A 15,286-nucleotide genomic window follows, 5' to 3' on the forward strand; every position below is an offset into this window, starting at 1 on the left:
TTCTTATGATTTCAATTATTGTTGCAAGTCATGGCGGGCTGGCATCCGCCTTGGTCAAAACTTCTGAGATGATTGCTGGCAAACAGGATCAGGTTGCAACAGTTGGTCTTGAACCAAGTGATGGGGTTGAATCACTATCTGTAAAGTTTGCTTCAGCTCAAAAAAAATTACCACAAGATGCCGATACGCTGATTTTGGCTGATTTGTGGGGCGGGTCGCCATTTAACGTGGCTGCTGGTGTTGTAGCTAATGATCCAAAGCATACGGCCTTAATTGCGGGCGTCAATCTGCCGATTCTCTTAGAGGCATTTATGTCGCGCCAGTCAAGTCTTGATGAATTGGTTCGTCACATTCACGAGATTTCTGATGATTCAATTCGCCAATTTACAATTGCGCCACCAACAGATAATGATTTGGGAGATGATCTTTGATGACAATGGATATCCGATTAGCCAGGGTTGACAGTCGATTACTGCATGGACAGGTTGCAACCTTTTGGACTCATGCCGTTCGGCCTAATCGAATTATGGTAGTTTCAGATACAGTTGCGAAGGATAACCTTAGAAAGACGTTAATTACACAGGTAGCACCGCCTGGTGTTCGGGCAAACGTGGTCACCGTCAATAAAATGATTCGGGCATATTTTGATTCTCGCTTTGATTCATTCAATACATTGTTGCTTACTGAGAATGTTGGCGATATGGTTCGATTAGCAGAAGGTGGCATTGATTTTTCTAAAATCGGTATCAATATTGGTAGTGTGGCTTACGCGGATGGTATGACAATGGTGACTGAAGCGATTGCCATGAACCCTGAAATTGCCAAGCAGGTCCGAATTTTGACCCAAGACTTTCATTTGAATGTTTACGCACAAAAAGTTCCTGCTGAAAAGAAAATTGAGATGACCGGTCTGCTGGAAAAGAAGAATTTTTGATTTATTTCGAGGGTAGAAAATGAGTATAATTTCGACAATTTTAATTTTAATCATTGCATTTGTTGTCGGAATGGACGGCATCTTGGATGAGTGGCAAGTTTATCAGCCAATTATTGCTTGTACACTTATTGGTATTGCGACGGGTCATCTTGTGAGTGGTATCTTACTTGGCGGTACACTCCAGATGATTATGATTGGTTGGATGAATGTGGGTGCGGCGGTCGCACCGGATATTGCGTTACCAGCGGTTATTTCGGCGCTACTAGTCTGTGGCCCGGTAGCTTTGACCATCAAACACGGGATTGCATTAACCATTCCAGTGGCAGTGATTGGACAACTTTTAAATGTTGCTATCCGAAAATCAATTGTTAAAGTTGTCCATCGTGCGGATGAGGCGGCTAATGAAGGCAACCTTTCCAAAATGAATCGAATGCACTTAATTAGTCTTAGTATTCAGGGATTGAGGGTATTAATTCCAACTGCACTGGTGATGGTGGTTAACCCAGTTTACATTCAGTGGTTGTTCAATCAAGTTCCAGCTGGTGTCACCAATGGGATTGCAGCGTCAATTGGGATGATTTCAGCCGTCGGGTTTGCCATTATTATTAATATGATGGCAGATCATACATTGTGGATTTGGTTAGGTATCGGCTTCCTGATTGCCGCGTTTAGCAATCTTGGTATTTTTACGTTAGCACTTATTGGCGCGCTTTTAACACTTCTTTATTTGTGGTTGGTAAACAAGCACCAGCGCTCAAAACCAGAGAATGGTGGCAATGATGACATGGATGACTTTGATAAAGAATTAGATGATTTGTAGAAAGTTGGGGCTCAGCGATGGTCAAACAAATTCATGATCAGTCAAGCAGGAAACCAAGAAAGGTTGAACTCCGACCATCTGACTTTATCAGTATTTTTTGGCGTTCCAGTTTTGAACAAGCTTCATGGAATTATGAACGAATGCAAAATTTAGGCTTTGCTTATATTATGTCACCGGCGATTAAACGATTATATCCAAATAAAAGTGACCGGATTTCTGCAATGAAACGGCATCTTCTATTTTTTAATACGTCACCAATTATGCAATCACTGGTGACCGGAGTTGTTTTATCAATGGAAGAGCAGCGAGCTAATGGTGGTGACGTAGATGACACTGAAATTAATGCTGTTAAAACGGCTATGATGGGTCCTTTAGGTGGCATTGGCGATCCGCTATGGTCTGGGACCGTTCGACCGGTTTTGTCCGCATTTGCTGCAAGTCTGGTCATTGGTGGTTTTGGGATTTATGGACCAATCTTGTTCTTCGTTGCGTGGAATTGTGCGCGGCTTTTATTCCGTTATGAAGCACAAAAGATTGGCTACCAAAATGGCACTGATATTATTAATTTTTTCAATACGGGGATTTTAAAAACCGTGACCAAGGCGACATCAATTTTTGGGATGTTTATGATGGGCGTAATCGTCGCGCGCTGGGTCAAAGTTAACTTTTCAATCACTGATCAATTAGCCGAGCAGGTAACCAAGTTATCTGGTCATTTCTTTGGTAAACTGATTGGATCTGGGATGACAGCAATCGCTGCTATTGGATTAACGTTGATTTGCATTTGGTTAATTCGCAGACAAATTTCACCAATTTGGATTATTATTGGTTTATTTATGATTGGGATTATTGGTTATGCTAGCGGCATCTTGAGTATCCAGGCTTTTCTAGTTTAAATCCGATGGAATTGTTTTAAATCATGAGCTTGACTGTCTCAAGCCTTGAAAATTGAATATTGTTCATGAATCAGAAACAGAGTGGGCCAGCAAGTGGATAGATCCTAGAATATAAGTCCCCTAACTTGATATTTCCAATTTTGGAATGTTAAGTTAGGGGCTTTTATGACCGGAGTCTGCTTGTTGGCCCACGTTTTTTAACTAAGTAAAAAGTTTAACGAGATATTCCGGATTTGGATAGTTGGATAATTCGATGACACGGCTGAAAGCTGCCTTTATCCCGCGTTTTTGCTTGGTAATAATCGTGATTATTCAAAATGGGCTGGACAAAATTACTTTTGTCCAGCCCATTTTTGGATATGTTTAGATCATCTGCGGGTAGTGCTGTTAATAGCCGTAGCCCGTCGAAGATGATGATTGTTGTGTAGTTGTTTGATCCGAATAACCGGTAGAAGTACCACTATAATCAGAATCAGTTTGCGTTTGTTGTGCTTGGAGTTTTGTTGATTTAGACAGGCCAAGCGTTGCCCGAATATCATTGGAAACCTTTAACAATTCACTGTTAGGGACAACTTGATAGGACAAGCCATCAATCATTGCATCTTGGCCTTGAAGCGTCTGCGATTTAATGTGATGGGTTGCATCACCATATTTAGCTCGAACTGCGATCATATCATCAAAGGTCATGTCGGTCTTCATATTGCCGGTAAGTGACGATAAGATTGCCTTATATCTAGGAAGTGAAGAAATGTTTAAGCCCTTCATTACTAAATGTTTGATAATTTGTCGCTGACGAGCCTGTCTGCCGTAATCGCCAAGTGGATCATCGTCACGCATTCTGGCATAATCCAATGCTTGCTTCCCGTTCAAGTGAACCTTCTTGCCCTTCACAACATTTGCATGACCGTATTGGAAGGTCAAAGGAGGCTTGACGTCAACACCACCAACAGCGTTGACCATTGTTTCCATTCCGCCCATGTTGATAATCGCATAGAAATCAATTGGAATATCCAATAGATTTTGGACAGTTTTAACCGCGGTTCCAGCACCACCAATCGTATAAGCTGCGTTGATCTTTTCATAAGCCTGTGTATCACCAGGAACGACAACTTTGGTATCACGGGCAATACTTGTCAGATGAATGGTTTGCTTCTTAGGATTGATGGTGGCAACAATCATAGTATCAGTTCGGCCGGTATCGTGACGTCCCAGTGCACCAGTATCAGTTCCTAGTAGGAGAATCGAAAGTGGCTTCCCTTGTTGGATAACCTTCGACACATTTCGAGCTTTCTGGACATGTGTTGAATCGAAAGTTTGGGTAAAAGTCTTTTTAGCACTTTTATAAGCGCCATATCCCCAAATGAGTCCGCCACCAATGATTAGTAGTAAAATAGCAAAAATACTCCAACCAATAATCCTACGTTTGCGTCTGTTCTTCTTTTTATAATGCGGCTTTTTGTCCGCCCGTCTTGAATAGACAGGTTCAAAATCCCGCTTCTTGTCTGATGGCATATTAACTCCTCATTTACAAAAATTCTTACAAAAGTATATTGCACTTTTGAAGGTGGTTGCGAAAATATCCGGTTATTTAAACATAATTTAACAATTCCCGCTGATATTTGAAATAGTTGAAATAAATGTCCATGAAAGATTATAGCAAACTGTGGATTCTAATTGTGCTATAATGTGACATTGTTATTGTTTTTTTAGAATTGGGGAATTGTTATGGAAGTATTTGAGCAGGCTGTATCCGGGGTTCTGATTATTTTGATCATCATTGCCCTTGGATTTATTTTAGCGAGAAATGATTGGTTTGACAGTAAGATGACAAGCATGATCGCGCGGCTGGTTACTCAGATTGCGCTACCTGCTTATATGGTTTCAACAATTGTCAGAAAATTTAAAGCGGATCAGTTGTTGAAAACCTTACCTGATCTTGTTTTTCCTGTTATTTCAATGTTCTTGCTATATATTATTTCAATTATCATTGTTAAAGTGTGTCGAATTCCTAAGATGCACGCAGGGTTATTTGAATCTATGTTTTCCAACTCCAACACGGTTTTTGTTGGTTTACCGGTTAATATGGCGTTGTTTGGCCCTCATAGTTTACCATTCGTGTTGGTTTATTATATGGCTAACACGACGTTCTTTTGGACGCTTGGCGTCTATTTAATTAGAAAAGACGGGTCACAACAGGGATCATTTAGTTTAAAGACAGTATTCAAAAAGGTCTTTTCGCCACCACTGCTTGGATTTATGGTGGGGGTTTTGCTTGTCCTTTGGCATGTTAAGCTACCACAATTTATCATGCAGGACTTCGATTATGTTGGTAATTTAACGATTCCGCTGTCAATGATCTTTATTGGTATTTCAATTAACAGTGTTGATCTGTCAAATGTTCATTTTGACCGAAGCAACTTTTTAATTTTGTTTGGTCGCTTTCTCCTAGCACCAACATTGATGTCGTTGCTGGTTATTCCAACACCAATGCCATTGTTGATGAAACAAGTTTTTATCATGCAGTCAGCAATGCCAATCATGACAAATGCACCGGTTGTCTCTCGTTTGTATCATGCAGATTCGGAATATGCGTCAATTATGGTTGCTGAAACAACCTTGTTAAGTTTGATTGTTATTCCGGTCTTGATGGTGTTGGTTCAACAGTTTTAGGCTGGTAAATTCACTCAGGAGGCCTTTGATTCATAGAAAAAATTCTGTTAACATAATCATTATTGTTGCTGCAAAGCATGAACTGAATGAAAGTGAAAAGAAGATGAAAATTTGTCAACGCTGGTTATAATGCGTCATGGCGAGAGCCAAGCAAATCGGGATAATATTTTTACTGGCTGGAGTGATGTTGCGCTCACCGAGAAGGGGGTTGCGCAGGCTCACACAGCGGGGCAGATTATTCAGGCCTCTGGTTTGCAATTCGATGATGTTCATACGTCATTTTTGAAGCGAGCGATTATGACAACAAACATCGTTCTTGATGAAATTGGTCAGAACTACATACCAGAACATAAATCCTGGCGATTGAACGAACGTCATTACGGCGGTTTGCGGGGAAAAAATAAACTGGCTGTTAAGGAAAAAGTCGGTGCCAAACAATTAAAAATTTGGCGCCGAAGTTTTAACGTTGTGCCGCCTTTGCTAAAAGTTAGGGATGAAGATTCTCGCTATGATCGTTATGGTGTCAAAATTCCCTTAGGCGAAAGCTTAGAAATGGCGCAAGAGCGGTTAATTCCGTATTGGACTGATCAAATTGCGCCACGGTTGTTAGACGGCAAAAATCAATTAATAGTGGCTCATGGTAGTACGTTACGGGCACTTATCAAGTTTCTGGAAAATATTTCTGATGAGGATATCCCAGAAATTGAAGTCCCAAACGGAAAACCAATCCGCTACGATTTTGATCAGCATTTAACGATTCTTAACAAACAATTTATGAGTGAATAAGTTTGTCTGTTGGTTATCTTTAAATGATCCGCAAAATTTATGGTTAATAAAAAAAGATATCCAGCATCGCCGTTGCGCGTGCTGAATATCTTTTTTAAATCCTAATTGAATATTTAAATGTAACGCTAAGCTAATGCACCCATTGGATCCCATGGCTTCAAAACGATTGGTTCCTGGGCTTGATCCTTCAGTTGCTGCTCAGTTAGATACTTTTTATTGATCACGAATTGATAAACAAATTGATCCAACCAGTCGTCACTCATGACAAAGTATCCTTTAGTCCCAACTTTTTCACCCCAGCTGTTTTCAACCTTCCACTTAGTTGGCTTGCCATTAACTAAATCAACGCCTGTAATGACCATTGCGTGGGTCATTAAACTTTCGGCATAATCAAGTCGTTCAGCTTTGGAAAGGGATAGGTCTGTAGCAAATAATTCGTCTGGAACGTACAAATCTGTATCCATAATTCCTTTTTTAGTGTTTGAACTTTGACCAACGTCACTACCAAACCAAACGGATTCGCCATTTTGTAATTGTTTGATGGCCAATTTTTTGAGTTCAGCCATTTCTAAGTTCAAGTGCTTAACCGGTCGACCATTAACAACATTACCCAGCATTTCGATGGTGTATGTTTTGTTAAAGGGTTTGTCATCAGTTGGCGAGTTGATCAATGAGACATAGTCTTCAAGATTTAAGTTAACGTATTTCTTGAAAAATTCTTGAGGCGTGATGTTTTGATCAATGTGATAATTTTTATCTTTATCTCGATACTCGAAGTCAAACTTGGTAGCGGGTTCGCCGAGTGCATAGGTTAACATTCGGTAAATTTCGTTTAACATTGTTTCCTTAGTTTCAGCAATCTTTTTATCAGAAGCCTTATCAGCAACTAATTCACGTAGTGCAACGGCGTCATGACGCAATTTTAAATTCAAGTATTTATTTAGTTGACCTGATTTTTCACTGTTAAAAGTTTCTGGCATTGCAGACTTTGGAACGATTCCATATTTTTCAATAAGGGCACAAAGCATATCCCATTGACCACCGTCCTGTTGTGGTGTTGTCATGAGCCACGATACCTTGCGTGAATCCAGTGGTTTATTAGCCGTTTTGAGGACATTTTCCAAAAAATAGTTAGACTTTTCGAATTTATCCCAAAAGTTGGTGTAGTTTTGAGAAAGTTCAAAATCATCAGCTACCTTGTAGGTGTTCATTAGATGAATTCGCATTGTGTTCAAGGCTGCGAACATCCAACAACGGCCACTTTGCTTTTGGTCAGCTACTTTTCCAGTTGAAAGATCGATAGAAAAGACAGGTTCCATTTTGCTTTCTGCATCGAAGTCTTCACTGCTTGCTAAGATTCCTTGATGAGAAACGGCTCGTTGGATTACTTTAGAATCTTTACGATTGTCTAAATTTTGTTGAAACTTGCCAAGTTGATCTAAATTAATTTCTGCTGTCAAAAATAATCACTCTCCTTAATGACTTATTATTTTACTCTCATTTATGAGAAAGAACCAGTAAGAGTAGTGTGATACGCGAAGGAACTTTTGAAATTTCCAAGAAGTTTCCGGCACGCACTTTTTTTGCCCCGAGATAAACACCAAGGAGGGGCTGAGACAATCATCATTTTGTGGTCTCTGTTAGTGTAAAAATGATGATTACCGAGAAAAAATGCGGGAAAAAAGGCAACTTCCGGCCGTTCAATCGAATTATCCGAATATTCTGAACTTAAATATTTGGATATTTCGATTGAACTCTGGAAGTTAAGCGCCTTTTTTCCCGCTCTGATTTAGTTTGTTGATTAAATTAACGTGCGTGTAAAACTTGTGGACCAGTTTCTCTGCCAACAATGACAGTATTAACAATGTTTAAAAATAAACCATGTTCAACAATTCCAGTCATTTGATCCAGGTCCAACGCTAATGATTTCGGATCATCAATCTGATGCATATGCAGGTCGATGATGTAATTGTTGGAATCAGTTGTGACATGCTTGTCTGCTGCCATTCGAAACTCTGGCTGATAACCTTTTTCTTTTAATCGTTTAAAAAGCTGAGTGCTACCATAAGGAATGACTTCCAAAGGAAGTGGGAAAGTGCCCAGCTGGTCAGCCATCTTGCTCTCGTCAACAATCCACATATTCTTATCGGAATTAATTGCAACGATCTTTTCCCATAGGTGGGCGGCGCCGCCACCCTTAATACCTTGAAAATGTTTATCAATTTGATCGGCACCATCAATCGTTAAATCGATGTGATCGACCTCGTCAACCCCCTTGGTCGGGATGCCAAGACGATTGGCCTGTTGGCGGGTTCTTTCTGATGTTGGAACACCAATGATTGATAAGTGTTCATCAGTTACTCGTTGTCCTAAAGCATCCACCATAAATTTGACGGTCGAACCGGTTCCAAGACCAACAACCATATTATCTTTGATGAATTTAACCGCTTCTTTGCCAACCAATTGTTTTAGTTCGTCTTGATGTGTCATTTGTTTATCCTTTCAATTTCAAAAGTTGCTTAAAGGTTTTACTAACATTTATTTTGCGTGTTTTTAGCTAATTTGTCAATCTATTCAAACCGGCTCACATGAGTTATACTATTTAACTATTAAGAATCGAATTGGGAATGTCGTTATGAACTGGCTTGTACTATTTGATTGCAAATATTTTTTTATTATGAGGAGAGATTTATCGTGAAACGTGGATTTGAAATTGTTTCGAAGTACGAAAATAAAGAACTAACAGTTCCTTACAGGACAACTAATCACGCTGCGGGATATGATTTTGAAAGCGCCGTTGATATGGTCATTCCATCAATTTGGAAATTAAATTTTTTGAAAATCTTATGGGCTGTTAAGCATGAAAAGAAGATTAATCAAGAATCATTAGCAAAAGCGCGGGCGGTTTTAAAACCCTTCCTGATTCCGACTGGGATTAAGGCATATATGCAACCTAGTGAAGTCTTAATCATTGCGAATCGGTCAAGCAACCCATTAAAACGGGGATTAACCATTCCAAATGGGATTGGCGTGATCGATGCTGATTACTACAACAACTCCGGCAACGAAGGTGAAATTTTTGTTCAAATCCTTAACTTTGGAATCGATGATATCACGATTTCGAAGGGGGACCGAATTGCACAGGGAATTTTTATGCCCTATCTGCTCGCCGACCAAGACGATGGTTCCAAAGCCAAAACGCGAAATGGCGGTTTTGGCTCTTCTGGAAAATAAAGTATAAGAAGCCTTAAAATCTGGTCCGAACCAATTCAATACTATCGATTAAGTGCTAAAATATGACTAATATTAGTGAGAAGGAGAATTTTATTGGCTAAAGTTAAAACTCAATTTGTATGTCAAAACTGCGGCTATATTTCACCTAGATATTTGGGACGCTGCCCGAATTGTAACGAGTGGAATACCTTAGTAGAAGAGACAATTACACCAAAACCCAGTAGTGCCTCTAATACTTTGCGTCGAACTGGTATTCATGATAATCAGCCTGAGCCGATTGATCAGGTTAAATTTCAGAGTGAGAACCGTTTCAAGACAAAAATGGAGGAACTTAACCGGGTTTTAGGCGGTGGGGTAGTGCCAGGATCCTTAATCTTAATCGGTGGTGATCCTGGAATTGGAAAGTCCACATTGATGTTGCAATTGTCCGGTGAACTAAGTCAGTCCGGTAAGATTCTTTATGTTTCCGGTGAGGAGAGTGCCAGCCAAATTAAAATGCGTGCTAATCGACTTGGTGTCAGTGGCGGTCAACTTTACGTTTATCCAGAAACGGATATGGATGTTATTAAAAGTACAATTAGTGAAATGAAACCGGATGCGGTTGTCATTGATTCCGTGCAGACCATGCAAATACCAGAATTACAGTCAGCTACCGGATCAGTTGCGCAGATAAGAGAAGTAACTGCTGATCTAATGAATGTTGCCAAGGGACAGGGCGTTACGGTGTTTGTGGTTGGTCATGTGACTAAGGGTGGTGCAATTGCCGGGCCTAAAATATTGGAACATATGGTTGATACGGTTCTTTATTTTGAAGGCGACCTTCATCATTCATATCGAATTCTGCGAACAGTGAAGAACCGGTTTGGTTCAACAAATGAGCTGGGCGTTTTTGAAATGCGGACAGATGGCCTTCATGAAGTCACTAATCCTTCAGAAATTTTTCTTGAAGAGCGATTGAAGGATGCAACTGGTTCTGCAATTGTGGTGTCGATGGAGGGAACTCGGCCAATTTTGGTTGAAATTCAGGCGTTGGTCACGGCATCTGTTTTTGGAAATGCACAGCGAACGGCAACTGGACTTGACCGAAATCGAGTTTCGCTAATTATGGCAGTTCTTGAAAAACGTGCTGGTTTGATGCTTCAGAATCAAGATGCTTATTTAAAAGCTGCTGGTGGTGTTAAACTGGATGAGCCCGCAATTGATTTGGCGATTGCAGTTAGTATTGCCTCATCGTACAAGAATCGTGGGACAAGTCCAACTGAATGTTATGTTGGCGAACTTGGATTGACGGGTGAAGTCCGTCGGGTTACCCGGATCGAACAACGTGTCTCCGAGGCACAAAAACTTGGGTTTAAGCGGGTATTGGTTCCTGCGAATAACCTTCAAGGATGGACGCCACCAAAGGGAATTCAAGTAGTAGGTGTTTCAACATTGTCACAAGCGTTGAAATTAGCTTTGGGTTAAATTAATTTTGAAAGAAGGCGATAAGAGTGAAACGAAAACGAATTGTTCAAATTGTTTTTACATTAGCTGGTGCTGCAATTGGGGCTAGCTATTTTCCATTGCTTTGGTTGATCCTTCAAGTTAGATATGGCACAGTCTTCAACAATACCCTGACAAACGCGATTTTTGGTGCAATTATTTTTTATATTATTTCGTTGATGGCTGGAAACTATGTTTTGAAGTTGACCGACCGAATTGAGGCAAGGCTAACGAGTCAAAGCCCATTGCAGCTAGTTTTTGGAACGTTGGGGTTAATTATTGGTCTGGTTCTGGCAGTTCTGGTTTCAATTGTGTTCTTTAGGACAAATACATTTTTCTTGAACACAATGATTCCAATTATTTTAATGTTAATTCTTGGATATTTTGGTTTCAGACTCGGAGCGACTCAGAGTGACCGGTGGCGAAAAATGTTTCAATTTCGGCGCCGTTCGGAATCTGCACCAAAAGCGGCCGAGGAAAAGATTATTGATAAGCCGGTTGATAAGAACTATCATCACTATAAAATTCTCGATACCAACATTTTGATTGATGGTCGAATTTATGATGTTGTTAAGACCGGCTTTATCGAGGGCACATTGTTGGTTCCAAAGTTTGTTTTGTACGAACTTCAATACATTGCCGACTCAAGCGACAGTGTCAAACGAGTCCGTGGCCGGCGAGGTTTGGATATCTTAAATAAATTACAAAGTGAAGACTTAATTCCCATTGAAATGTCGGATAAAGATTATGATGATATTTCTGAGGTTGACACAAAATTGATTGCGTTGGCCAAAGACGTTAATGGGGTTATTATAACGAATGATTATAATTTAAATAAAGTCATTCAGTTCCAAAACGTTCAGGTCTTTAATATCAATGCGTTGGCTAATTCGTTGCGGCAGAAAATTTTGCCCGGTCAGCAGCTAAACGTGATGGTCGTTAAAAACGGAACTGAACGTCAACAGGGAGTTGCATACCTTGATGATGGAACAATGGTAGTTGTGGAAGATGGCCGCTACTTCCTAAATGATCATATCGATGTTGTGGTTACCAGTGCCATTCAAACAGATGCCGGCAAGATGATCTTCGCCCGGCCTGAACACTCCACTAAAAATATTTCGGAAAATAATGAAGAAAGCGACAGTAAGCGTAATAAGCCGAAAAATGGTCGAACTGCTAAGTAGCTAAAAATCTTTTTTACTTCTTTCCAGTTAATCACGCTGATAGTTCAAACGAGGTAGGCCAATTTGGTCAACCTCGTTTTTTGAACCATGTGGATAAAGGTCAAGTAAGAGGTAGTTTTCATCTCAGTTATCTTGGATACCTTTATTTTTCCCGCACTTCATTGTAAACTGAAGACACTGCCGAAATTTGTTTAAAATTTTGGAATAATTATAAGAAAGAGGCGTTTGACTTTGGCAAACAATGCAATTCGAGTTCGTTATGCACCAAGTCCAACTGGCCACTTGCATATCGGAAATGCACGGACAGCCATTTTTAATTATTTATTTGCACGACACAATAAAGGAAAGTTCATTATCCGGATTGAAGATACGGATACGAAACGAAACGTTGCCGACGGTGAAAAAAGCCAACTTGAAAATCTCAAGTGGCTTGGTTTGGATTGGGACGAGGGTCCTGATGTCGGTGGCGATTATGGTCCATATCGTCAATCAGAACGAAAAGATATCTATACCCCCCTTATCCAGCAGTTATTGGATGAAGGTAAGGCGTACGAGTCTTATCGAACTGAAGAACAATTGCAAGCCGACCGTGAAGCTCAAAAAGCTCGTGGTGAGATGCCTCATTATGAATATGAATACGAAGGAATGAGTAACGAAGAAAAGCAACAAGCCATCGCTGATGCAAAAGCAAAAGGTTTGAAGCCGGTTATTCGTTTTCGGGTTCCTAAGAATCGTGATTATGCTTGGGATGATATCGTTAAAGGAAAGGTTTCCTTTAATTCTGATACAATTGGTGGCGATTTTGTCATTGCCAAACGTGATGGCATGCCGACTTATAATTTTGCGGTTGTCGTTGATGACCATAAGATGAAGATCAGCCATGTTTTCCGTGGTGATGATCACGTTGCCAATACCCCTAAACAATTGATGATCTATGAGGCCTTTGGGTGGCAAGCACCTAGGTTTGGTCACATGAGCTTAATTATCAGTGCTGATACTGGCAAAAAGCTTAGTAAGCGAGATGAATCGGTTCTTCAGTTTATTGAACAATATCGTAATCTTGGTTATTTACCCGATGCCATGTTTAACTTTATCTTGTTACTTGGCTGGTCACCAGTTGGTGAGGATGAAATCTTCAATAAGAAACAATTCATTAAAATGTATGATGAAAAGCGACTCAGTAAGTCACCTGCTAAATTTGATTCAAAGAAGTTGGAATGGATTAATAACCAATACGTAAAAGCTGCTGATGATAGTACAATTATGGACTTAGCTTTGCGTCAATTGATTAAGGGAGGTAACATCCCGGAAAATCCAGACAATAAGACGATCGAATGGGCTCGTCAGCTAATTAACCTTTACAAACGTGAAATGAGTTATATGGCTCAAATCAATGACATGGCTTCTGTATTTTTCCAAGAACCGGAAGAAGTTTCGGGCGACGCGTTAGATGAGATTTCTAACGATACGGCACCAGTTGTTTTGAAAGAATTTCTTAATCGGATCCAAGAACTGCCAATGTTTGATTCGGTTGAGGTCTTAAAGACAATCAAGGCCATTCAGAAAGATACTGGTATTAAGGGACGCAAGTTATGGATGCCAATCCGAATTGCGGTTACACATGAAATGCACGGACCAGAATTGCCTGAATCGGTTGAATTGGTTGGTAAGCAAAAGGCGATTCAACATATTAATCAGACTTTAAAACAAATCGATAAAGATTAAATGATAAAAAATATTTTTAAGTTAATTGGTCTCGTTGAAATTTCGGCGAGACCTTTTATTATAGTTTATGGTTATATTGAAAAATAACTTGAAAATTATGCTATGATTTCATTATATAAGACGTAAAGAGAGGAATTCGAAATGTTGCAGATATTTAATACGCTCACCCGAAAAAAAGAAAAATTCGAACCCGTTACCCCAGGCGTTGTTAATATGTATGTCTGTGGTCCAACTGTCTACAATTACATTCACATTGGTAATGCTAGAAGTGCAATTGCCTTTGATACTGTTCGTCGATACCTTGAGTATCGGGGGTATAAAGTTAATTACGTTTCGAATTTTACAGATGTTGATGATAAGATGATTAATGCTGCTCGTGAAAATAATACAACCGTTGGCGCCATTGCTGATAAATATATTCACGCCTTCATGCAGGATACTGCTGCATTAAATATTTCCAAAGATGTTGTTCATCCACGAGCAACCCAGAACATTCCAGAGATTATTAATTTCGTTAAGACGCTTGTTGATAAAGGCTATGGTTACAATGTTGACGGTAACGTTTATTTTCGGGCTCGCAAATTTCCAACATATGGTGCCTTACCACACATCAATGTCGACCAGTTGGAAGTTGGTGCCAGTCAGCATATTTCTAAGGAGGAATTGGCTCAAAAGGAGGATCCGATTGATTTTGCGCTTTGGAAAAAATCCAAGGGTGATGAGATTTCGTGGGATTCGCCTTGGGGAAAGGGCCGACCGGGTTGGCACATCGAATGCTCGGTAATGTCGACAAAATACCTTGGTAAAACACTTGATATTCATGGTGGCGGCGAAGATTTAATTTTCCCACATCATGAAAATGAACGTGCTCAAAGTGAAGCCAACACCGGCCAGACATTTGTTCGGTACTGGATGCATAATGGATTTGTTACGGTTGGTGATGATAACGAAAAAATGAGTAAGTCACTTGGCAATTTCATTACGGTTCATGATTTGTTAAAGAAAGTCGACGGTCAGGTAATTCGCTTATTGATGTCAACAACGCATTATCGCCGACCAATTCAATATAATACGGCAAGTGTTCAGGAAGCCAGCAGTAATTTAAAGAAGCTACAGACAGCCTTTAATAATTTGACGTATCGTTTGCATAATGCCGAAGAAGGCGACGATCCCAAGACTGATCAGGAAGTCCGCCAGATTGTTGCTGATTTTACTGATGCGATGGATGATGATTTTAATGTTCAAAATGGGATTGCGGCAGTGTATGAACTTGCTAAATTTGCAAATATGTATGTTGAACGTCAGGTCGTTTTTAAACTCAGTCTGCAGTTCATTATCAATACTTTGAAACAGTTAGCTGGAATTTTTGGAATTAAACTTGAACAAAGTGAGCTTAAAGATGATGAAATTTGGGCATTGATTAATGCACGTGAAAAAGCGCGTCATGATAAAGACTTTATTCGAAGTGATGAAATTCGTGAAGAATTAAAAGCCCGGGGGATCATTCTTGAAGATACACCTCAGGGAACTCGGTTTAGAAAGGAATAGTTGGATT

The 15,286-nt window shown here is 39.9% G+C and carries 14 protein-coding genes; 11 read left to right on the top strand and 3 right to left on the bottom strand.

Annotated features, from left to right (window positions below; translation table 11 throughout):
• Nucleotides 1-5: 5 nt before the first annotated feature.
• The 4 genes from FC85_RS09680 to FC85_RS09695 are packed head-to-tail and all read left to right on the top strand — an operon-like array spanning nucleotide 6 to nucleotide 2,650.
• A complete protein-coding gene (locus FC85_RS09680) occupies nucleotides 6-431 on the top strand; it encodes a PTS sugar transporter subunit IIA (RefSeq protein ID WP_057865332.1) in 426 nt (141 codons plus the stop codon).
• Nucleotides 431-934: a PTS sugar transporter subunit IIB gene (locus FC85_RS09685; protein ID WP_057865333.1), complete on the top strand. Its 504-nt coding sequence runs from the start codon at nucleotides 431-433 to the stop codon at nucleotides 932-934. The genes FC85_RS09680 and FC85_RS09685 overlap by 1 nt, the downstream gene beginning before the upstream one ends.
• A gap of 19 nt (nucleotides 935-953) precedes the next feature.
• Nucleotides 954-1,754, top strand: a complete 801-nt coding sequence (locus FC85_RS09690; RefSeq protein WP_057865334.1) for a mannose/fructose/sorbose family PTS transporter subunit IIC — start codon at nucleotides 954-956, stop codon at nucleotides 1,752-1,754.
• 17 nt (nucleotides 1,755-1,771) lie between these two features.
• On the top strand, nucleotides 1,772-2,650 hold the full coding sequence (locus FC85_RS09695; protein ID WP_057865335.1) for a PTS system mannose/fructose/sorbose family transporter subunit IID: 879 nt from the start codon (nucleotides 1,772-1,774) through the stop codon (nucleotides 2,648-2,650).
• Nucleotides 2,651-3,037: 387 nt separating this feature from the next.
• On the opposite strand, the gene FC85_RS09700 is transcribed toward FC85_RS09695, so the two are convergent.
• Nucleotides 3,038-4,162 carry an LCP family protein gene (locus tag FC85_RS09700; RefSeq protein ID WP_057865336.1) on the bottom strand — a complete coding sequence of 375 codons (1,125 nt, stop codon included), beginning with the start codon at nucleotides 4,160-4,162 and terminating at the stop codon, nucleotides 3,038-3,040.
• Nucleotides 4,163-4,375: 213 nt separating this feature from the next.
• Between FC85_RS09700 and FC85_RS09705 the strand changes: the two genes are divergently transcribed.
• Nucleotides 4,376-5,320, top strand: a complete 945-nt coding sequence (locus FC85_RS09705) for an AEC family transporter (protein ID WP_057865337.1) — start codon at nucleotides 4,376-4,378, stop codon at nucleotides 5,318-5,320.
• Between the two features lie 111 nt (nucleotides 5,321-5,431).
• Nucleotides 5,432-6,106 carry a 2,3-bisphosphoglycerate-dependent phosphoglycerate mutase gene (locus FC85_RS09710; protein ID WP_057865338.1) on the top strand — a complete coding sequence of 225 codons (675 nt, stop codon included), beginning with the start codon at nucleotides 5,432-5,434 and terminating at the stop codon, nucleotides 6,104-6,106.
• Between the two features lie 125 nt (nucleotides 6,107-6,231).
• On the opposite strand, the gene FC85_RS09715 is transcribed toward FC85_RS09710, so the two are convergent.
• Nucleotides 6,232-7,566 (bottom strand): C1 family peptidase, encoded by a 1,335-nt coding sequence (locus tag FC85_RS09715; protein ID WP_057865339.1) that lies wholly within the window; start codon nucleotides 7,564-7,566, stop codon nucleotides 6,232-6,234.
• Nucleotides 7,567-7,912: 346 nt separating this feature from the next.
• On the bottom strand, nucleotides 7,913-8,596 hold the full coding sequence (gene rpiA / locus FC85_RS09720; protein WP_057865340.1) for a ribose-5-phosphate isomerase RpiA: 684 nt from the start codon (nucleotides 8,594-8,596) through the stop codon (nucleotides 7,913-7,915).
• Nucleotides 8,597-8,800: 204 nt separating this feature from the next.
• On the opposite strand from rpiA, the gene FC85_RS09725 reads away from it, so the two are divergent.
• The 5 genes from FC85_RS09725 to cysS all read left to right on the top strand — a co-directional run bounded on the left by FC85_RS09725 (nucleotide 8,801) and on the right by cysS (nucleotide 15,279).
• Entirely contained in the window at nucleotides 8,801-9,340 is a 540-nt protein-coding gene (locus tag FC85_RS09725) for a dCTP deaminase/dUTPase family protein (RefSeq protein WP_057865341.1), read from the top strand.
• A gap of 93 nt (nucleotides 9,341-9,433) precedes the next feature.
• Entirely contained in the window at nucleotides 9,434-10,804 is a 1,371-nt protein-coding gene (radA, locus tag FC85_RS09730; RefSeq protein ID WP_057865342.1) for a DNA repair protein RadA, read from the top strand.
• A gap of 26 nt (nucleotides 10,805-10,830) precedes the next feature.
• Nucleotides 10,831-12,006, top strand: a complete 1,176-nt coding sequence (locus FC85_RS09735; RefSeq protein WP_186825064.1) for a PIN/TRAM domain-containing protein — start codon at nucleotides 10,831-10,833, stop codon at nucleotides 12,004-12,006.
• 231 nt (nucleotides 12,007-12,237) lie between these two features.
• On the top strand, nucleotides 12,238-13,731 hold the full coding sequence (gene gltX / locus FC85_RS09740) for a glutamate--tRNA ligase (protein WP_057865344.1): 1,494 nt from the start codon (nucleotides 12,238-12,240) through the stop codon (nucleotides 13,729-13,731).
• A gap of 141 nt (nucleotides 13,732-13,872) precedes the next feature.
• Entirely contained in the window at nucleotides 13,873-15,279 is a 1,407-nt protein-coding gene (cysS, locus tag FC85_RS09745; protein WP_057865345.1) for a cysteine--tRNA ligase, read from the top strand.
• Nucleotides 15,280-15,286 lie beyond the last annotated feature (7 nt).

The organism is Lentilactobacillus diolivorans DSM 14421 (genome assembly GCF_001434255.1).
GTDB classification, from domain to species: domain Bacteria; phylum Bacillota; class Bacilli; order Lactobacillales; family Lactobacillaceae; genus Lentilactobacillus; species Lentilactobacillus diolivorans.